Source organism: Streptomyces roseochromogenus subsp. oscitans DS 12.976 (assembly GCF_000497445.1).
Lineage (GTDB): Bacteria > Actinomycetota > Actinomycetes > Streptomycetales > Streptomycetaceae > Streptomyces > Streptomyces oscitans.
In genome coordinates, this window is sequence record NZ_CM002285.1 from 7908301 (window position 1) to 7927503 (window position 19203).

Below are 19203 nucleotides of genomic sequence, written 5' to 3' on the forward strand. Positions count from 1 at the left end.
CCGGGGACTGTCGGTGACCGTTTCGCGGTCGATGCCGTCGGGTCGGTACGATCGCCTGTGCGCGCGCTCCTGGTACGGCGCCGCACCCCACCTGCAGTCAGGAGAGACCGGTGTCAGACGTCCGTGTGATCATCCAACGCGATTCCGAGCGGGAAGAACGCGTGGTGACGACGGGCACTACGGCCGCCGACCTCTTCGCCGGCGAGCGCTCGATCATCGCCGCGCGCGTGGGCGGCGAACTCAAGGACCTCACCTACGCGCTCCAGGACGGCGAGACCGTCGAGGGCGTCGAGATCTCCTCCGAGGACGGCCTGAACATCCTGCGCCACTCCACCGCGCACGTCATGGCCCAGGCCGTGCAGGAGATCTTCCCCGAGGCCAAGCTGGGCATCGGCCCGCCCGTCAAGGACGGCTTCTACTACGACTTCGACGTCGAGAAGCCGTTCACGCCCGAGGATCTCAAGGCCATCGAGAAGAAGATGCAGGAGATCCAGAAGCGCGGGCAGAAGTTCTCCCGCCGTGTCGTCACCGACGAGGCGGCCCGCGAGGAGCTGGCGGACGAGCCGTACAAGCTGGAGCTGATCGGCCTCAAGGGTTCGGCGTCGCACGACGACGGCGCGGACGTCGAGGTCGGCGCCGGCGAGCTGACGATCTACGACAACCTGGACGCCAAGACCGGCGAGCTGTGCTGGAAGGACCTCTGCCGGGGTCCCCACCTGCCCTCGACCCGCCTCATCCCGGCGTTCAAGCTGATGCGCAACGCGGCCGCCTACTGGCGCGGCAGCGAGAAGAACCCGATGCTCCAGCGCATCTACGGCACCGCCTGGCCGTCCAAGGACGAGCTGAAGGCGTACCTGGACTTCCTCGCCGAGGCCGAGAAGCGCGACCACCGCAAGCTCGGCACCGAGCTGGACCTCTTCTCCATCCCGGAGCAGATCGGCTCAGGCCTCGCCGTCTTCCACCCCAGGGGCGGCATCGTCCGCCGGGTCATGGAGGACTACTCGCGCCGCCGCCACGAGGAAGAGGGCTACGAGTTCGTCTACACCCCGCACGCGACGAAGGGGAAGCTCTTCGAGACGTCCGGGCACCTGGACTGGTACGCCGAGGGCATGTACCCGCCCATGCAGCTCGACGAGGGCGTGGACTACTACCTCAAGCCCATGAACTGCCCGATGCACAACCTGATCTTCGACGCGCGCGGCCGCTCCTACCGTGAACTTCCGCTGCGCCTCTTCGAGTTCGGGACCGTGTACCGGTACGAGAAGTCGGGCGTCGTGCACGGCCTGACCCGCGCCCGCGGCTTCACCCAGGACGACGCCCACATCTACTGCACCCGTGAGCAGATGTCCGAGGAACTGGACAAGACGCTCACCTTCGTCCTCGGCCTGCTGCGCGACTACGGCCTGACCGACTTCTACCTGGAGCTGTCCACCAAGGACCCGGAGAAGTTCGTCGGCTCCGACGAGGTCTGGGAAGAGGCGACCGAGACCCTGCGCCAGGTCGCCGAGAAGCAGGGCCTGCCTCTCGTCCCGGACCCGGGCGGCGCCGCCTTCTACGGCCCGAAGATCTCCGTCCAGGCCAAGGACGCGATCGGCCGTACCTGGCAGATGTCGACCATCCAGCTCGACTTCAACCTGCCCGAGCGGTTCAACCTGGAGTACACCGGCCCGGACGGCTCCAAGCAGCGCCCGGTCATGATCCACCGCGCGCTGTTCGGCTCCATCGAGCGGTTCTTCGCCGTCCTCCTGGAGCACTACGCGGGCGCCTTCCCGGCGTGGCTGGCCCCGGTCCAGGCGCTCGGCATCCCGATCGGCGACGCCCACGTCGAGTACCTGGAGAAGTTCGCGGCGGCGGCCCGCAAGAAGGGCCTGCGCGTCGAGGTGGACTCCTCCTCGGACCGGATGCAGAAGAAGATCCGCAACGCCCAGAAGCAGAAGGTGCCCTTCATGGTCATCGCGGGCGACGAGGACATGTCCAACAACTCTGTGTCCTTCCGCTACCGCGATGGCTCCCAGGAGAACGGCATCCCGTTCGACGAGGCCATCGCGAAGATCGCACAGGTCGTGGAGGAGCGGGCACAGGTCTGAAGGGCCTGATCCGGAGAACCCCGGGGATGACCACCCCGGGGTTCCGTGGCGCGCCCCATGGGGCGCGGGGGACTGCGTGACCAACCTCCGGCCGCCCCGGCGACACGCCCGGAACCGGCGAAGCCATATGCTGCGTAGCATGACGACTGAGCCGGAGCAGCAGATCGGAGTGGGGACGCAGGACGCGTTCCAGCGCCTGTGGACGCCCCACCGGATGGCCTACATCCAGGGCGAGAACAAGCCGACCGGTCCGGGGGCCGACGACGGCTGCCCCTTCTGCTCGATCCCGGTCAAGTCCGACGAGGACGGACTGATCGTCCGGCGCGGTGACCATGTGTACGCCGTCCTCAACCTCTACCCCTACAACGGCGGCCATCTGATGACCGTGCCCTACCGGCACGTCGCCGACTACACCGAGCTGACCGGGCCGGAGACCGCCGAGCTGGCCGAGCTGACCAAGCAGGCGATGACGGCTCTGCGCACCGCGTCCGGCGCGCACGGCTTCAACATCGGCATGAACCAGGGCACGGTCGCCGGCGCCGGTATCGCCGCCCATCTGCACCAGCACATCGTCCCGCGCTGGGGCGGCGACACGAACTTCATGCCGGTGGTGGGTCACACGAGGGTGCTGCCGCAGCTGCTGGCGGACACGAGGAAGATGCTGGCGGAGGCCTGGCCGGTATAACCGGTATGAAAAGCCTGTCTGGGGGCGCAGCCCCCAGAGGCCGCAACCCCCCGGTGATCGCAAACCCCTGTGGTCGCACTCCGCCACGCACCCGCACCGGCCGAACCGCCGGAGGCCTACGCGTCGTACAGGTCCGCCTTCCTCGGCGTCGGATCCTGGACCAGCCCACTGAGGATGCCCGAACGCGTCCCGAACTTCTCCGTGTCCACGCCGTTCTCCGCCAGCACCCTGATCGCCGCGGAGTGGACCACACGCAGCACCGGCGTGGCCGCGCGCAGCGCGTCGTCGGCCATGAAGCGGTGCCGCCACGGCTGGTCGGCCCAGGCGTGCCGCAGACCGAACGGCTCGGGCAGGTCGAGCGAGCCGCCGAGCCAGTTCAGCAGCGGCGGATACCAGGTCAGCGGGGCGCGCGTGGCGAGGCGCACCACCTCGTCGGTGTCGACGAGCGGCAGCTTGACCGTGCGGGTCTCCCAGGGCTTGAGGGACTTGGAGACCTCCTTGGTCGGCGCCTCCGGCTTGGAGGTGAACAGGGAGTTCACCGGTCCCAGCGCATGCCCCGTCACCTCGATCCGCAGCGTCTCGTGCAGCACCGTCACCGTGATCAGCATGGTGAGGATCAGCTGCCCGTCCCACAGAGTCCACTGCACGCCCAGATAGTGCCGGTCGCCACTGCCGAACTGCTGCTTGTTGCAGATGTCCTGTATCGCGTGCGGCTTGACCTGGAAGGCCTCGACGTCGGTGCCCTCGGGCCGGGACACCGCGTTCGCTCCCTCGCCGATCGGCGTGACGATCCAGTGCTTGATGGACGGCTTGGGGAAGCCGCCGGTGTTCAGCGGGCCGCGCTCCAGCCGAGCGAGCTGGTCATGGATCACACGGACGACGTCCCAGCTGCGGAAGGGGTGGATCTCCCGGGTCGGGTCGGCCGGCACCAGGTCCTCGGCGAGCTGCCAGGCGCCCCAGCGGGTGCCCATGCCGAGTATGCCCTTGGGGCCGGCGTAGAAGACCGAGTTCGACTGCTGCTCGGCGCTGAGCCGGGCCAGCGACTGGCGCAGCTCCTCGGCCGCCGTCTCGTTCGGACCGCGCGGCACCGCCTCGGGGACCTTGGCGCCGACGCTGGTGCCCGAGAGCAGGCCGTCCCAGCGGGCCCGCAGATCCTTGGCCGTGCGCTCGCAGATCTGCTTCGCCCAGAACCAGCCGAGCACAGGCAGGACGACGGCCGCCCGGGCGTACCACGCCCAGAAGCCGTTGAACGGCATCTTGATCAGGAACAGCGCGGCGACCACGCCCACGGCGAGGAGCAGGGCGGTGGCGAGCGCCCCGGCCCGCTTGTCCTCGCGCCGGGCGATGAACGTGCGCAGCTGGAAGACGAGCAGCCAGGCGATCAGCCCCGGCAGGAAGAGCACCCCGCACAGGACCGTCACGGCCGTCAGGCGGTTGTCGCGCTCCCGGCGGATGTTGTTGGCCGCGAGACAGTGCTCGACGACGACCTGGGGCTCCGAGCCGAAGGACTGGATGAGCGGCTTGCGGCCGGGAGCGAGCATCCGGGCGACCACAGCCCGCGAGAACGCCTCACCCAGATTGGGCCGCAGCAGCGCGATCCGGCCGGCCTTCACGGTCGACTGATGCCATTCGTTGTCGGCCTTCTTGATCTCCTCGATCGAGCTGTCCCGGTACGCCGCGGAGGCCAGCGCGGAGGTCGCCGCCTGACCCGCGCCGCCCGAGACGGGCACCTGGGGCCCGTCCCACTCCGTTCCCAACGACATTCCGCCCCCTCGGCCGCCGGCGTTCTCTGCGGCCTTCCCGACTTCCACGCTCCGCACACCTGTTGAACAGGCCGTCGCGTCGATTACCCGTCAGCACCGGACGACTGCGGCACCACGCGATCAGGTGATCAGCGTATCCGCCGCCACCGACAACCCGCGGGCGGACGGCCGAAGCCGCCCGCCCGCACACCCGGCCGAGGGCCGGTGAACTACCCGTTCTCGCCCGCCTGTTCGCGGATCCGCTCGGCGATCTGCGGCGGCATCGGCTCGTGCCGGGCGTAGACGCGGTCGAAACGAGCCGTGCCGTGCGACAGCGAGCGCAGGTCCACCGCGTACCGGCCGATCTCGAACTCGGGCACCTCGGCCCGGATCAAGGTCCGTCCCGAACCCACCTGCTCGGTGCCGAGCACCCGGCCGCGCCGTCCGGACAGGTCACTCATCACCGCGCCCACGTAGTCGTCGCCGACCAGCACGGACACCTCGGCCACCGGCTCCAGCAGGTGGATCCTGGCGTCCGCCGCCGCCTCGCGCAGCGCGAGCGCGCCCGCGGTCTGGAAGGCGGCGTCGGAGGAGTCCACCGAGTGCGCCTTGCCGTCCAGCAGCGTGATCCGCACGTCCACCAGCGGATAGCCGGCGGCGACCCCCTTGGCGGCCTGGGCCCGTACACCCTTCTCCACGGACGGGATGAACTGCCGCGGTACGGCACCGCCGACCACCTTGTCCACGAACTCGATACCCGAGCCGCCCGGCAGCGGCTCCACCTCGATCTCGCAGATGGCGTACTGGCCGTGCCCGCCGGACTGTTTCACATGCCGCCCGCGCCCGGTGGCCTTGTTCGCGAACGTCTCCCGGAGGGAGACCTTGTGCGGGACGACGTCGACCTGGACGCCGTAGCGGCTGCGCAGCCGTTCCAGGGCGACGTCCGCATGGGCCTCGCCCAGGCACCACAGGACCACCTGGTGGGTGTCCTGGTTCTGCTCCAGACGCATCGTCGGGTCCTCGGCCACCAGCCTGGACAGGCCCTGCGAGAGTTTGTCCTCGTCGGCCTTGCTGTGCGCGTGGATGGCGATCGGCAGCAGCGGGTCGGGCATCCGCCAGGGCTCCATCAGCAGCGGGTCGTCCTTCGCGGAGAGAGTGTCCCCGGTCTCGGCGCGGCCGAGCTTGGCCACGCACACCAGGTCGCCGGCGACGGCATGCGTCACCGGGCGCTGCTGCTTGCCGAAGGGCATGGACAGGGCGCCGACCTTCTCGTCGACGTCGTGGTCCTCGTGTCCGCGGTCGGCCAGTCCGTGCCCCGAGATGTGCACCGTCTGGTCGGGGCGCACGGTGCCGGAGAAGACGCGGACCAGCGAGACCCGGCCGACGTAGGGGTCGGAGGAGGTCTTGACGACCTCGGCGACCAGCGGCCCGCCGGTGTCGCACGGCTTCAGCTGCCGCGGCTTGCCGTCGATGGTGGTGACGTCCGGCAGCGGGTGCTCGAACGGGGTCGGGAAACCGCCGGTGACCAGCTCCAGCAGCTCGACCGTGCCGAGCCCGTGTTTGGCGCCCTCGGCCGCGGGGGCGGCGGCCAGGACCGGGAAGAAGGAGCCGCGGGCGACCGCCCGCTCCAGATCCTCGATCAGCGTCTTGATGTCGATCTGCTCACCGCCGAGATAGCGGTCCATGAGGGTCTCGTCCTCGCTCTCCGCGATGATCCCCTCGATGAGCCGGTTGCGGGCCTCCTCCATGTCCGGCAGCTGGTCCGCGCCGGGCTCGGACTTCTTGCGCTCCCCGGTCGAGTAGTCGAACAGCTTCTGTGACAGCAGCCCGACCAGACCGGTCACGGCCGCGTGCCCGTCGGGGCCCTCGGGGCCGCGCTGCGGCAGGTACAGCGGCAGCACGGCGTCGGGGTCGTCACCGCCGAAGGCCTCCGCGCAGACCCGGGTCATCTCCTCGAAGTCCGCGCGCGCGGCCTCCAGGTGCGTGATCACGATCGCGCGCGGCATGCCGACGGCTGCGCACTCCTCCCAGACCATCCGGGTCGAGCCGTCCACACCGTCCGAGGCCGAGACCACGAAGAGGGCCGCGTCCGCGGCGCGCAGACCGGCCCTCAGCTCCCCGACGAAGTCGGCGTACCCGGGGGTGTCGAGGAGGTTGATCTTGATGCCGTCCCATTCGACCGGCACCAGGGACAGCTGTACGGAGCGCTGCTGCCGGTGCTCGATCTCGTCGTAGTCCGAGACGGTGCCGCCGTCCTCGACGCGGCCCGCCCGGTTCACCGCCCCCGCACTCAGCGCGAGGGCCTCCACCAGGGTCGTCTTGCCCGAACCGGAGTGGCCGACCAGCACCACGTTCCGTACAGACGCGGGCTGGTCGGCCTCGAGAGCCCTGCCGGCGGCCCCGGGGTGGTGTGTCTGTGCCTTGTCGCCCATGATCCTGCCTCCCGTGCACGGTGAGGTCACTGTGGGCGCGGACACGCGGGACCCGCGTGGTGTGGCGGCTCCGGCGACGCCCGCGGTTATTCGAGCTTTCCACTCCCGTCACGCTGCGTCCATACGAACGACAGCCAAGGACGCCGGGCGTGCCTCGCGCGCCCCGCGCACGGTGGCGTACACCGGTTCGCGCCACGGGCTGTGGGTGCCCGCCCGTCACGCACGCGCGCGCGTGGCTACGATGGGCCAGCCGGAGGCCACCAGGGCCGCGGCGACACGACCTTCGGGAAGGCCATGCTGAACAAGTACGCGCGTGCATTCTTCACGCGTGTCCTCACACCGTTCGCCGCTTTTCTCATCCGGCGGGGGGTGAACCCCGACACGGTCACGCTCATCGGCACGGCCGGTGTGGTCGCGGGCGCGCTGGTCTTCTACCCCAGGGGCGAGTTCTTCTGGGGCACGGTCGTGATCACCCTGTTCGTCTTCTCCGACCTGGTCGACGGCAACATGGCCCGCCAGCTGGGCCGCTCCAGCCGCTGGGGCGCCTTCCTGGACTCCACCCTCGACCGGGTCGCCGACGGTGCGATCTTCGGCGGTTTCGCGCTCTGGTACGCGGGCAACGGCAACGACAACGTCCTGTGCGCCGTCTCGATCTTCTGTCTGGCCAGCGGCCAGGTGGTGTCGTACACCAAGGCGCGCGGCGAGTCGATCGGGCTGCCGGTCGCCGTCAACGGGCTCGTCGAACGCGCCGAGCGGCTGGTGATCTCGCTGGTCGCGGCCGGTCTCGCCGGCCTGCACACGTTCGGTGTGCCGGGCATCCAGTGGCTGCTGCCGATCGCCCTGTGGATCGTCGCGGCGGGCAGCCTCGTCACGCTGATCCAGCGTGTCGTCACGGTCCGCCGCGAGTCCGCCGAGGCGGAGGCGGCCCAGCAGAACGCCGAGGCAGCGAAGTGAGCGCCGGCGAACGGCTCACCGACGCGCTGTACGGCATCGGCTGGAGCACCGTCAAGAACCTGCCCGAACCTGTCGCGGTCCGCCTCGGCCGCACCATCGCCGACGCCGTCTGGAAACAGCGCGGCAAGGGTGTGCAGCGCCTGGAGTCGAACTACGCGCGCGTGGTGCCGAACGCGACGCCCGAGCGCCTCGCCGAGCTCTCCCGCGCGGGCATGCGCTCGTACCTGCGCTACTGGATGGAGTCCTTCCGGCTCCCGGCCTGGAGCCGCGAGCGGGTGAAGACCGGCTTCGACCCGAAGGACATCCACTACCTCACCGACGGCCTCGCCTCCGGCCAGGGCGTGATCCTCGCCCTGCCGCACATGGCCAACTACGACCTGGCCGGCGCCTGGGTCACCACCAAGCTGGAGACGCCCTTCACGACCGTCGCCGAGCGCCTGAAGCCCGAGACGCTCTACGACCGCTTCGTCGCCTATCGCGAGGGCCTCGGCATGGAGGTCCTGCCGCACAGCGGCGGCTCCGCCTTCGGCACCCTGGCCCGGCGGCTGCGCGACGGCGGCCTGGTCTGCCTGGTCGCCGACCGGGACCTGTCCGCCTCCGGCGTCGAGGTCGACTTCTTCGGCGAGAAGACCCGGATCCCCGCGGGCCCGGCCCTGCTCGCCCAGCAGACCGGCGCGCTGCTGCTGCCGGTCACGCTCTGGTACGACGACTCGCCCGTCATGCAGGGCCAGGTGCACCCCCCGATCGAGGTACCGGAGTCAGGTACGCGGGCCGAGAAGACGTCTGTCATGGCACAGGCGCTGGCCGACGCCTTCGCCACCGGGATCGCCGACCATCCGGAGGACTGGCACATGCTCCAGCGGCTGTGGCTCGCCGACCTCGACCCCGCGAAGGGACCCTCGTGAGAATCGGGATCGTCTGCCCGTACTCCTGGGACGTGCCCGGCGGCGTCCAGTTCCACATCCGCGACCTCGCCGAGTACTTCCTGCGCCTCGGCCACGAGGTCTCCGTGCTCGCCCCGGCCGACGACGACACCCCCCTGCCGCCGTACGTCGTCTCGGCCGGCCGCGCGGTCCCGGTGCCGTACAACGGCTCGGTGGCCCGGCTGAACTTCGGCTTCCTGTCGGCCGCGCGGGTGCGGCGCTGGCTGCACGAGGGCGCCTTCGACGTGGTCCACATCCACGAGCCGACCTCACCCTCGCTGGGCCTGCTGACCTGCTGGGCGGCCTCCGGCCCGATCGTGGCCACCTTCCACACCTCCAATCCGCGCTCGCGCGCGATGATCGCCGCGTACTCCATCCTCCAGGCCGCCCTGGAGAAGATCAGCGCGCGGATCGCGGTCAGCGAGTACGCCCGCCGGACGCTGGTCGAGCACCTCGGCGGGGACGCGGTGGTCATCCCCAACGGCGTCGACGTGGACTTCTTCGCCAAGGCCGAGCCGAAGTCCGAGTGGCAGGGTGGCACGATCGGATTCATAGGCCGGATCGACGAGCCCCGTAAGGGCCTGCCCGTGCTGATGAACGCCCTGCCGAAAATCGTGGCCGCCCGCCCGCAGACCCGGCTGCTGATCGCCGGCCGCGGCGACGAGGAGGCCGCCGTCGAGAATCTGCCGAAGGAGCTGCGCTCGCGCGTCGAGTTCCTCGGCATGATCAGCGACGAGGACAAGGCCCGCCTGCTCCGCAGCGTCGACCTGTACGTCGCGCCCAACACCGGCGGAGAGAGTTTCGGCATCATCCTGGTCGAGGCCATGTCGGCGGGCGCCCCCGTGCTCGCCTCCGACCTGGACGCCTTCGTCCAGGTTCTCGACCAGGGCGAGGCAGGCGAGGTCTTCGCCAACGAGGACGCCGACGCGCTCGCCGAAGCGGCCGTACGACTGCTGGCGGACCCGGCACGCCGCGCCGAGCTGCGCGAACACGGCAGTGCCCATGTGCGGCGGTTCGACTGGTCGACGGTCGGCGCGGACATCCTGTCCGTCTACGAGACGGTCACGGCCGGCGCGGCGGCGGTCGCGACGGACGAGCGGACGACGGGCCTACGGGCACGCTTCGGGCTGGCACGGGACTGACGGGGCTCGCGGGTTCGACGAGCGTTGTGTGACCGGTGGGCTTAGCGGGGCGGAGGGGCCTTTCGGGACTGGCGTTTCGAGTTGGCTTACGGGTCTGTCGGGCTCGTGGGTTCGACGGGCGTTGTGTGATCGGTGGGCTGCGCGGGATGGAAGGGTCTCTCGGGACTGGCGGGCTTCGAGCCCAGTCCGTCGGACCGACAGGCTTCGAGGGCCGCCGGAGTGTGCCGATAGCCTTCGGCGGTGACCGCAACCCTCATCTGGATCCTCGTCGCGCTCGTCGCGATCGGCGTGTACCTCAGCTGGACGGCCGGGCGGCTGGACCGGCTGCACGTGCGGATGGACGCCGCGCGGGCCGCGCTCGACGCGCAGCTGCTGCGCCGGGCCTCCGTCGCGCAGGAACTCGCGACCTCGGGCGTGCTGGACCCGGCCGCCTCGATCGTGCTGTACGAGGCCGCGCACGCGGCTCGGCAGGCCGAGGAGGAGCAGCGGGAGGTCGCCGAGAGCGAGCTGAGCCAGGCGCTGCGCGCGGTCTTCGAGGACCCCGCTCAGGTGGAGGCCGTACGGGAGGCCCCGGGCGGCGAGGAGGCGGCCCGTGAGCTGGCCGAGGCCGTCCGCCGGGTCCCCATGGCCCGCCGCTTCCACAACGACGCCGTGGGGGCCGCCCGCCGGCTGCGTGAGCACCGCAAGGTCCGCTGGTTCCGGCTGGCCGGCCACGCCCCGTTCCCGCTGGCCTTCGAGATGGACGACGAGCCCCCCTTGGCCCTGGTGGAGCGGGCCGCCTGAACCCCGGGGGAACCTTCCCTGGACGAAAAGGATCCACCGGCTTGCTATTGGCCCTTGCTGTGGCCTGGTCCACTCGCGTTTCCTCATCGGTGCAGAAATCCTCTTTCCCGTCAGTGAGGTCACCCGTGTCCACCACCGAGAACCAGGCTCCCGAGACCGGCACCGCCCGCGTGAAGCGCGGTATGGCCGAGCAGCTCAAGGGCGGCGTGATCATGGACGTCGTCACGCCGGAGCAGGCGAAGATCGCCGAGGACGCGGGCGCCGTGGCCGTCATGGCCCTGGAGCGGGTCCCGGCCGACATCCGCAAGGACGGCGGCGTGGCCCGTATGTCCGACCCGGACATGATCGAGGGCATCATCGACGCCGTCTCCATCCCGGTCATGGCCAAGTCCCGCATCGGCCACTTCGTCGAGGCCCAGGTCCTGCAGTCCCTCGGCGTCGACTACATCGACGAGTCCGAGGTCCTCACCCCGGCCGACGAGGTCAACCACTCCGACAAGTGGGCCTTCACCACCCCGTTCGTGTGTGGTGCCACCAACCTGGGCGAAGCCCTGCGCCGCATCGCCGAGGGCGCCGCGATGATCCGCTCCAAGGGCGAGGCCGGCACCGGCAACGTCGTCGAGGCCGTGCGCCACCTGCGCCAGATCAAGAACGAGATCGCCAAGCTGCGCGGCTTCGACAACCACGAGCTGTACGCCGCCGCCAAGGAGCTGCGCGCCCCGTACGAGCTGGTCAAGGAGGTCGCCGAGCTCGGCAAGCTCCCGGTGGTCCTCTTCTCCGCCGGCGGTGTGGCCACCCCGGCCGACGCGGCCCTGATGCGCCAGCTCGGCGCCGAGGGCGTGTTCGTCGGCTCCGGCATCTTCAAGTCCGGCGACCCGGCCAAGCGCGCCGCCGCCATCGTGAAGGCCACCACCTTCTACGACGACCCGAAGATCATCGCCGACGCGTCCCGCAACCTCGGCGAGGCCATGGTCGGCATCAACTGCGACACCCTCCCCGAGACCGAGCGCTACGCCAACCGCGGCTGGTAAGGGCACCGGACCACATGAACATCCCCGTCATAGGCGTCCTGGCCCTCCAGGGCGACGTACGGGAGCACCTCATCGCCCTGGCCGCGGCCGACGCCGTGGCCAGGCCGGTGCGGCGCCCCGAGGAACTCGCCGAGGTCGACGGTCTCGTCCTGCCCGGCGGCGAGTCCACCACCATCTCCAAGCTGGCCATCCTGTTCGGCGTGATGGAGCCCCTCCGCGCGCGCGTGCAGGACGGCATGCCCGTCTATGGCACCTGCGCCGGCATGATCATGCTCGCCGACAAGATCCTCGACCCGCGTTCGGGCCAGGAGACGATCGGCGGCATCGACATGATCGTGCGCCGCAACGCCTTCGGCCGCCAGAACGAGTCGTTCGAGGCCGCTGTCGACGTGCGGGGCATCCCGGGCGATCCTGTGGAGGGCGTCTTCATCCGCGCTCCCTGGGTGGAGTCCGTGGGCGCCGCGGCCGAGGTGCTCGCCGAGCACGACGGCCACATCGTCGCCGTCCGCCAGGGCAACGCGCTCGCCACGTCGTTCCATCCGGAACTGACCGGCGACCACCGTGTGCACTCCCTGTTCGTCGACATGGTGCGCGCCAACGGGACCTCGGAGTCCTTGTAGGATCTCTGGCGTTCGTTCATAGATGGGTTACGCGAAGGAGACAGGCAGATGTCCGGCCACTCTAAATGGGCCACGACGAAGCACAAGAAGGCCGTGATCGACGCCAAGCGCGGCAAGCTCTTCGCGAAGCTCATCAAGAACATCGAGGTCGCGGCACGCATGGGCGGCGTCGACCTCGACGGCAACCCGACGCTCTACGACGCCGTCCAGAAGGCCAAGAAGCAGTCGGTCCCGAACAAGAACATCGACTCCGCGATCAAGCGCGGTGGCGGTCTCGAAGCCGGTGGCGCCGACTACGAGACGATCATGTACGAGGGCTACGGCCCGAACGGTGTCGCGGTGCTCATCGAGTGCCTCACCGACAACCGCAACCGCGCCGCCTCCGACGTACGTGTCGCCATGACCCGCAACGGCGGCAACATGGCCGACCCGGGCTCGGTGTCGTACATGTTCAGCCGCAAGGGCGTCGTCATCGTCCCCAAGGGCGAGCTGAGCGAGGACGACGTGCTCGGCGCGGTCCTGGACGCGGGCGCCGAGGAGGTCAACGACCTCGGCGAGACCTTCGAGGTCATCAGCGAGGCCACCGACCTGGTCGAGGTCCGCTCCGCCCTCCAGGAGGCCGGCATCGACTACGACTCGGCCGAGTCCAGCTTCGTGCCGTCCGTCCAGGTCGAGCTGGACGAGGACGGCGCCAGGAAGATCTTCAAGCTCATCGACGCGCTCGAGGACAGCGACGACGTGCAGAACGTCTTCGCCAACTTCGACGTGAGCGACGAGATCATGGAGAAGGTCGACGCGTAACGCCGCCGCGCGCTGCGCAGGTCTCACGGGCCGACGGGACAACCCGTCGGCCCGTCGCCGTGCCGGGCGCCGGTGCATCGCGTTGTCAGTGTCAACCGATAGCCTGCACAAACAGCTGATCGAGTCGGCGAAGGGAGGGGGCGCGGTGCGCGTGCTGGGGGTGGACCCGGGGCTGACCCGGTGTGGTGTCGGGGTCGTGGAGGGGGTCGCGGGCCGTCCGCTCACCATGCTCGGCGTCGGTGTCGTCCGCACGCCCGTCGATGCCGACCTCAGCCACCGCCTCCTCGCCGTCGAGCAGGGCATAGAGCAGTGGCTGGACGAGCACCGGCCCGAGTTCGTCGCCGTCGAGCGCGTCTTCAGCCAGCACAACGTCCGTACGGTGATGGGCACCGCCCAGGCCAGCGCCGTGGCCATGCTGTGCGCCGCCCGACGCGGCATCCCCGTCGCCCTGCACACCCCGAGCGAGGTCAAGGCGGCCGTCACCGGCACCGGCCGTGCCGACAAGGCGCAGGTCGGCGCCATGGTTACCCGGCTGCTGCGGCTCTCCGCACCGCCCAAGCCCGCCGACGCCGCCGACGCCCTCGCGCTCGCCATCTGCCACATCTGGCGCGCCCCCGCGCAGAACCGGCTCCAGCAGGCGGTCGCCCGCCACACAGTCAACGCAACGAAAGGCCGTACGGCATGATCGCCTTCGTCAGCGGCACGGTCGCCGCGCTCGCCCCGGACGCCGCGGTCGTCGAGGTCGGCGGCGTCGGCATGGCCGTCCAGTGCACGCCGAACACGCTGTCCACGCTCCGTGTCGGCCAGCCCGCCAAGCTGCACACCTCGCTCGTCGTCCGCGAGGAATCGCTGACGCTGTACGGCTTCGGCGACGACGACGAGCGCCAGGTCTTCGAGCTGCTGCAGACCGCGAGCGGCGTCGGCCCGCGCCTGGCCCAGGCGATGCTCGCCGTGCACACCCCGGACGCGCTGCGCCGCGCCGTCGCCACCGGTGACGAGAAGTCACTCACCGCGGTCCCCGGCATCGGCAAGAAGGGTGCGCAGAAGCTGCTGCTGGAGCTGAGGGACCGGCTCGGCGAGCCGATGGGGACGGCGCCCGCGATCGGCGCGCCGGTCACCCAGGGCTGGCGCGACCAGCTGCACGCGGCCCTGATCGGCCTCGGCTACGCCACCCGCGAGGCCGACGAGGCCGTCGCCGCCGTGGCCCCGCAGGCCGAGGCCGCAGGCGTGCCGCCCCAGGTGGGTCAGCTGCTGAAGGCCGCCCTGCAGACCCTGAACCGCGCCCGCTGACCCCCACGACGATCGAGGCTCCACACATGAACTGGGACGACACGACCGACACCCCCGCCCCCGAGCGGCTCGTCGGTGCGTCCGCCGACCGGGAGGACCAGGCTGTCGAGGCCGCCCTGCGCCCCAAGGACCTCGGCGAGTTCATCGGCCAGGAGAAGGTCCGCGAACAGCTCGACCTCGTCCTGCGGGCCGCACGCGCGCGGGGCGCCACCGCCGACCATGTGCTGCTCTCCGGCGCGCCCGGCCTCGGCAAGACCACCCTGTCGATGATCATCGCGGCCGAGATGGGCGCCCCCATCCGCATCACCTCCGGCCCCGCCATCCAGCACGCCGGCGACCTCGCCGCGATCCTCTCCTCCCTCCAGGAGGGCGAGGTCCTCTTCCTCGACGAGATCCACCGGATGTCCCGGCCCGCCGAGGAGATGCTGTACATGGCGATGGAGGACTTCCGCGTCGACGTCATCGTCGGCAAGGGCCCCGGCGCCACCGCCATCCCGCTGGAGCTGCCCCCGTTCACCCTGGTCGGCGCGACCACGCGCGCGGGCCTGCTGCCGCCCCCGCTGCGCGACCGCTTCGGCTTCACCGCGCACATGGAGTTCTACGAGCCGCACGAGCTGGAGCGCGTCGTACACCGCTCGGCGCACCTGCTCGATGTCGAGATCGAGCCGGACGGCGCCGCCGAGATCGCCGGGCGCTCCCGGGGCACGCCCCGTATCGCCAACCGCCTGCTGCGCCGTGTCCGCGACTATGCGCAGGTCAAGGCGGACGGCCTGATCACCCGGGAGATCGCCGCGGCCGCCCTCGCCGTCTACGAGGTCGACGGCCGCGGTCTCGACCGTCTCGACCGCGCCGTCCTGGAAGCCCTGCTGAAGCTGTTCGGCGGCGGCCCGGTCGGTCTGTCCACGCTGGCCGTCGCGGTGGGGGAGGAGCGGGAGACCGTCGAGGAGGTCGCCGAACCCTTCCTCGTGCGGGAGGGACTGCTCGCCCGCACGCCACGGGGCCGTGTCGCCACGCCGGCCGCCTGGGCGCACCTCGGCCTGACCCCGCCCCGCTCGGTTACCGGGGGAAACGGACAACAGGATCTGTTCGGGACCTGACGGCGCCGTGATGGCGACGTGATCTCTCCGTGACGGCGGAGGCATTGGCCCGAGCAGGAACCCAGGTGCCATGCTGAGCGTTGTTCCATGCGCGCGGACTCGCTTAGACTCCGCCGATGCCGCCTTTGCGGGCGGCGCCGACCACACCCCCGTCAACAGGCCGCTCTCCGTCGCGGTCGCGCGAAGGAAATTCCGTCCCGTGAATGCCTTTACCCTTCTCCCCTTCATCGTGCTCATCGCGGCCATGTTCCTGATGACACGTTCGGCCAAGAAGAAGCAGCAGCAGGCTGCCAACATGCGGAACGAGATGCAGCCCGGCTCCGGTGTCCGCACGATCGGGGGGATGTACGCGACGGTCAAGGAGGTGGGCGAGGACACGGTCCTCCTCGACGCCGGCCCCGGTGTCGAGCTCCTCTTCGCCAAGAACTCGATCGGCGCCGTTCTCACCGACGACGAGTACAACCGCATCGTCCACGGCATCGAGCACGACCTGAAGTCCGACGCCGACATCGTCCCGGACGACGCCTCCTCCCTCACCGAGAGCGACGAGTCCGACTCGCCCGCTGCCGCCGCCTCCGACGACAAGGCCGTCGACCTCGGTAAGAAGGACGCCAGCGAGGACGGCACCGACGCGGCCGAGGCCGCCGAGGCCAAGGCGGACGACGAGCCGAAGAAGACCGACGGCGACTCCGACGCGAAGTAGTCACGCCCCGGTGGTGCGCCAAGCGGCATAATCACGCCCCGCGCACCACCGGGCGTCTGTTTCCCGTACGGAAACAGCCCGACACCATGTCATGGCCGACCGCGCCGACCAACGCGGAGCGGCCCGAGAGGGAGTACGAGAAGGTGGCAGCACCTAAGAGGGGCCGGAGCGCGAGCGCCCAGAGCAAGCCAGGGCGCTCGCTGGCCCTCATCCTGATCGCCATCGTGGCGCTCACCGGAGGCATGTTCCTGTCCGGGAACAAGACTCCGCGTCTCGGCATCGACCTCGCCGGTGGTACGAGCATCACGCTCAAGGCGAAGGCCGACCAGGGGTCCGCGATCAACAAGGCCAACATGGACACCGCGGTCGACATCATGAACCGCCGTGTCAACGGCCTCGGCGTCTCCGAGGCGGAGGTGCAGACCCAGGGGAACGACAACATCATCGTCAACATCCCCAAGGGCACCAACTCCAAGGAGGCCCAGCAGCAGGTCGGCACCACCGCCAAGCTGTACTTCCGCCCGGTCCTGGCCAGCGAGCCCAGCGGCGGCGCCGCCCAGAGCCCGTCGCCGAGCGCCTCGCCCAGCGGCAGCTCCTCGCCGAAGCCGGGCGCGAGCCCCTCCGGCAGCGCCTCCTCCAAGGAGAAGACGTCCTCCAAGGAGAAGGCGTCCTCGTCCTCCACCGCGTCCCCCAAGGCCTCGGCGACCTCCCAGGGCCGCGCCGTCACCGACGCGCTGAAGGCCGGCTCCACTCCCTCGCCCAGCGGCTCCTCCTCCGGCAGCTCCACGCCGAAGGCCACCCCGTCGGCCTCCGCCGGCGGCAGCTCGGAAGCCGCCAAGCTGCAGGCCCAGTACGCCACCCTGGACTGCACCAAGCCCGACCAGCGAGCCAAGGTCGGAGGCGCCGCCAAGCCCGGCGAGCCCACGGTGGCCTGCGGCCAGATCAGGAAGGTCTGGTACAAGTACATCCTCGGCCCGGCCGCCGTGGACGGCACCGAGGTGAAGAACGCCGCCGCCCGGTTCGACACCCAGGGTGCCTCCGGCTGGCAGGTCGTGATGAACTTCACCTCCAGCGGTTCCAAGAAGTTCGCCGACGTCACCGGCCAGCTGGCGAAGAACCAGGCCCCGCAGAACGAGTTCGCCATCGTCCTCGACGGCGAGGTCGTCTCCAGCCCGTTCGTGCAGACCGCGATCACCGGCGGCCAGGCGGAGATCTCCGGCAGCTTCACCCAGCAGGACGCCCAGAGCCTCGCCAACATGCTGTCGTACGGCGCTCTGCCGCTCTCCTTCCAGGAGCAGTCCGTCACCACCGTCACCGCCGCGCTCGGCGGTGAGCAGCTGCACGCCGGTCTGCTCGCCGGCGCGATCGGCCTCGCGCTGGTCGTGCTCTACCTGGTGGTCTACTACCGCGGTCTGTCGCTCGTCGCCATGGCTTCGCTGCTGGTCTCTGCGATCCTGACCTACGTGATCATGTCGCTGCTCGGCCCGGCCATCGGCTTCGCGCTGAACCTGCCGGCGGTCTGCGGTGCCATCGTGGCCATCGGTATCACCGCGGACTCGTTCATCGTGTACTTCGAACGCATCCGGGACGAGATCCGCGAGGGCCGCTCGCTGCGCCCCGCCGTCGAGCGGGCCTGGCCGCGTGCCCGGCGCACCATCCTGGTCTCCGACTTCGTGTCGTTCCTCGCCGCCGCCGTCCTCTTCATCGTGACCGTCGGCAAGGTCCAGGGCTTCGCGTTCACGCTCGGCCTGACCACCCTTCTCGACGTCGTCGTGGTCTTCCTGTTCACCAAGCCGCTGATGACACTGCTCGCCCGCCGCAAGTTCTTCGCGAACGGCCACAAGTGGTCCGGACTCGAACCGAAGAGCCTGGGTGCCAAGCCGCCGCTGCGCCGCACCCGCCGTCCCGCCGGTCCTGCCGCCGGCTCTGTCGACCCGAAGGAGGCCTGAGCGATGTCGAAACTGGGCAACCTCGGCGCTCGACTGCACCGCGGCGAGATCTCGTACGACTTCGTCGGCAAGCGCAAGATCTGGTACGGCGTCTCCATCCTGATCACCATCACGGCCATCGTCGGCCTGGCGGTGCGCGGCCTGAACATGGGCATCGAGTTCAAGGGCGGCGCGGTCTTCACCACGCCGACCGGGATGAGCACCACGGTGACCCAGGCGGAGACCTTCGCCAAGGACGCCTCCGGCCATGAGGCGATCGTGCAGAAGCTCGGCAACGGCAGCCTGCGCATCCAGATCGCCGGTATCGACACCGGCCAGTCCGACAAGATCAAGCAGGAGCTGGCCAAGGACCTGAACCTCAACCCCGAGAAGCTCGCCGCCGACCTGGTCGGCCCGAGCTGGGGTGAGCAGATCGCCAACAAGGCCTGGGAGGGCCTGGGCATCTTCATGGTGCTCGTCGTGATCTACCTGGCCATCGCCTTCGAGTGGCGCATGGCCGTGGCGGCCCTGGTCGCGCTGATCCACGACATCACCATCACGACCGGTATCTACGCCCTGGTCGGCTTCGAGGTCACGCCCGGTACGGTCATCGGTCTGCTGACGATCCTCGGTTACTCGCTCTACGACACGGTCGTCGTCTTCGACAGCCTCAAGGAGCAGACGAAGGACATCACCAAGCAGACCCGCCTCACCTACAGCGACATCGCCAACCAGTCGATCAACGGCACGCTGGTCCGCTCGATCAACACCACCGTGGTCGCCCTGCTGCCGGTGGCCGGCCTGCTGTTCATCGGCGGCGGCTTCCTCGGCGCCGGCACGCTGAACGACATCTCACTGTCGCTGTTCGTCGGTCTCGCCGCCGGTGCCTACTCCTCGATCTTCATCGCCACGCCGCTCGTCGCCGACCTCAAGGAGCGCGAGCCGGCGATGAAGGCCCTCACCAAGCGGGTCCTGGCCAAGCGCG

Annotated in this window: 17 protein-coding genes; 15 read left to right on the plus strand and 2 right to left on the minus strand. The window is 70.1% G+C overall.

All coding sequences use genetic code 11. The features are described from left to right. The first annotated feature begins 110 nt into the window (after nt 1-110). Together thrS and M878_RS83900 are read left to right on the plus strand one after the other, a co-directional pair. A complete protein-coding gene (gene thrS / locus M878_RS83895) occupies nt 111-2087 on the plus strand; it encodes a threonine--tRNA ligase (RefSeq protein ID WP_023552060.1) in 1977 nt (658 codons plus the stop codon). Between the two features lie 127 nt (nt 2088-2214). Next, complete coding sequence (locus tag M878_RS83900) at nt 2215-2772, plus strand: HIT family protein (protein ID WP_023552061.1); 558 nt, start codon at nt 2215-2217, stop codon at nt 2770-2772. Between the two features lie 116 nt (nt 2773-2888). Here the strand turns inward: M878_RS83900 and M878_RS83905 are convergent, their stop codons facing one another. After that, nucleotides 2889-4535 carry a DUF412 family protein gene (locus M878_RS83905; RefSeq protein WP_023552062.1) on the minus strand — a complete coding sequence of 549 codons (1647 nt, stop codon included), beginning with the start codon at nt 4533-4535 and terminating at the stop codon, nt 2889-2891. 209 nt (nt 4536-4744) lie between these two features. Beyond that, nucleotides 4745-6946 (minus strand): elongation factor G-like protein EF-G2, encoded by a 2202-nt coding sequence (locus M878_RS83910; RefSeq protein WP_023552063.1) that lies wholly within the window; start codon nt 6944-6946, stop codon nt 4745-4747. A 294-nt stretch (nt 6947-7240) separates the two neighbouring features. On the opposite strand from M878_RS83910, the gene pgsA reads away from it, so the two are divergent. The 13 genes from pgsA to secF all read left to right on the plus strand — a co-directional run. Beyond that, nucleotides 7241-7900: a phosphatidylinositol phosphate synthase gene (pgsA, locus tag M878_RS83915; RefSeq protein ID WP_023552064.1), complete on the plus strand. Its 660-nt coding sequence runs from the start codon at nt 7241-7243 to the stop codon at nt 7898-7900. Next, nucleotides 7897-8805, plus strand: coding sequence for a phosphatidylinositol mannoside acyltransferase (locus M878_RS83920; RefSeq protein ID WP_023552065.1), 909 nt, complete (start codon nt 7897-7899; stop codon nt 8803-8805). The genes pgsA and M878_RS83920 overlap by 4 nt, the downstream gene beginning before the upstream one ends. Next, nucleotides 8802-9965, plus strand: a complete 1164-nt coding sequence (locus M878_RS83925; protein WP_023552066.1) for a glycosyltransferase family 4 protein — start codon at nt 8802-8804, stop codon at nt 9963-9965. The genes M878_RS83920 and M878_RS83925 overlap by 4 nt, the downstream gene beginning before the upstream one ends. 240 nt (nt 9966-10205) lie before the next feature. Continuing rightward, nucleotides 10206-10748: a LemA family protein gene (locus tag M878_RS83930; protein ID WP_023552067.1), complete on the plus strand. Its 543-nt coding sequence runs from the start codon at nt 10206-10208 to the stop codon at nt 10746-10748. 125 nt (nt 10749-10873) lie between these two features. After that, on the plus strand, nt 10874-11779 hold the full coding sequence (gene pdxS / locus M878_RS83935; RefSeq protein ID WP_023552068.1) for a pyridoxal 5'-phosphate synthase lyase subunit PdxS: 906 nt from the start codon (nt 10874-10876) through the stop codon (nt 11777-11779). Nucleotides 11780-11793: 14 nt separating this feature from the next. Then, the gene (gene pdxT, locus M878_RS83940; protein ID WP_023552069.1) at nt 11794-12399 is read left to right on the plus strand and encodes a pyridoxal 5'-phosphate synthase glutaminase subunit PdxT; all 606 of its coding nucleotides are present in this window, start codon (nt 11794-11796) and stop codon (nt 12397-12399) included. Nucleotides 12400-12447: 48 nt separating this feature from the next. After that, the gene (locus M878_RS83945) at nt 12448-13200 is read left to right on the plus strand and encodes a YebC/PmpR family DNA-binding transcriptional regulator (RefSeq protein ID WP_023552070.1); all 753 of its coding nucleotides are present in this window, start codon (nt 12448-12450) and stop codon (nt 13198-13200) included. Nucleotides 13201-13345: 145 nt separating this feature from the next. Further along, nucleotides 13346-13885, plus strand: coding sequence for a crossover junction endodeoxyribonuclease RuvC (ruvC, locus tag M878_RS83950; protein ID WP_023552071.1), 540 nt, complete (start codon nt 13346-13348; stop codon nt 13883-13885). Further along, the gene (gene ruvA / locus M878_RS83955) at nt 13882-14490 is read left to right on the plus strand and encodes a Holliday junction branch migration protein RuvA (protein WP_023552072.1); all 609 of its coding nucleotides are present in this window, start codon (nt 13882-13884) and stop codon (nt 14488-14490) included. The genes ruvC and ruvA overlap by 4 nt, the downstream gene beginning before the upstream one ends. 26 nt (nt 14491-14516) lie before the next feature. Continuing rightward, nucleotides 14517-15587, plus strand: a complete 1071-nt coding sequence (gene ruvB / locus M878_RS83960; protein WP_023552073.1) for a Holliday junction branch migration DNA helicase RuvB — start codon at nt 14517-14519, stop codon at nt 15585-15587. 199 nt (nt 15588-15786) lie between these two features. Continuing rightward, the gene (gene yajC, locus M878_RS83965; protein WP_023552074.1) at nt 15787-16290 is read left to right on the plus strand and encodes a preprotein translocase subunit YajC; all 504 of its coding nucleotides are present in this window, start codon (nt 15787-15789) and stop codon (nt 16288-16290) included. 143 nt (nt 16291-16433) lie between these two features. After that, nucleotides 16434-18239, plus strand: coding sequence for a protein translocase subunit SecD (secD, locus tag M878_RS83975; RefSeq protein ID WP_209445581.1), 1806 nt, complete (start codon nt 16434-16436; stop codon nt 18237-18239). Between the two features lie 3 nt (nt 18240-18242). Next, on the plus strand, nt 18243-19203 hold a 961-nt coding region (gene secF / locus M878_RS83980), incomplete at its 3' end, for a protein translocase subunit SecF (protein WP_023552077.1).

Excerpts from the sequence above, each read along its gene's own strand:
- M878_RS83910 (WP_023552063.1), bottom strand. The coding sequence starts at position 6,946 with ATGGGCGACAAGGCACAGACACACCACCCCGGGGCCGCCGGCAGGGCT.
- pgsA (WP_023552064.1), top strand. The coding sequence starts at position 7,241 with ATGCTGAACAAGTACGCGCGTGCATTCTTCACGCGTGTCCTCACACCG.
- ruvB (WP_023552073.1), top strand. The coding sequence starts at position 14,517 with ATGAACTGGGACGACACGACCGACACCCCCGCCCCCGAGCGGCTCGTC.
- pdxT (WP_023552069.1), top strand. The coding sequence starts at position 11,794 with ATGAACATCCCCGTCATAGGCGTCCTGGCCCTCCAGGGCGACGTACGG.
- M878_RS83900 (WP_023552061.1), top strand. The coding sequence starts at position 2,215 with ATGCTGCGTAGCATGACGACTGAGCCGGAGCAGCAGATCGGAGTGGGG.
- M878_RS83945 (WP_023552070.1), top strand. The coding sequence starts at position 12,448 with ATGTCCGGCCACTCTAAATGGGCCACGACGAAGCACAAGAAGGCCGTG.
- M878_RS83905 (WP_023552062.1), bottom strand. The coding sequence starts at position 4,535 with ATGTCGTTGGGAACGGAGTGGGACGGGCCCCAGGTGCCCGTCTCGGGC.
- ruvA (WP_023552072.1), top strand. The coding sequence starts at position 13,882 with ATGATCGCCTTCGTCAGCGGCACGGTCGCCGCGCTCGCCCCGGACGCC.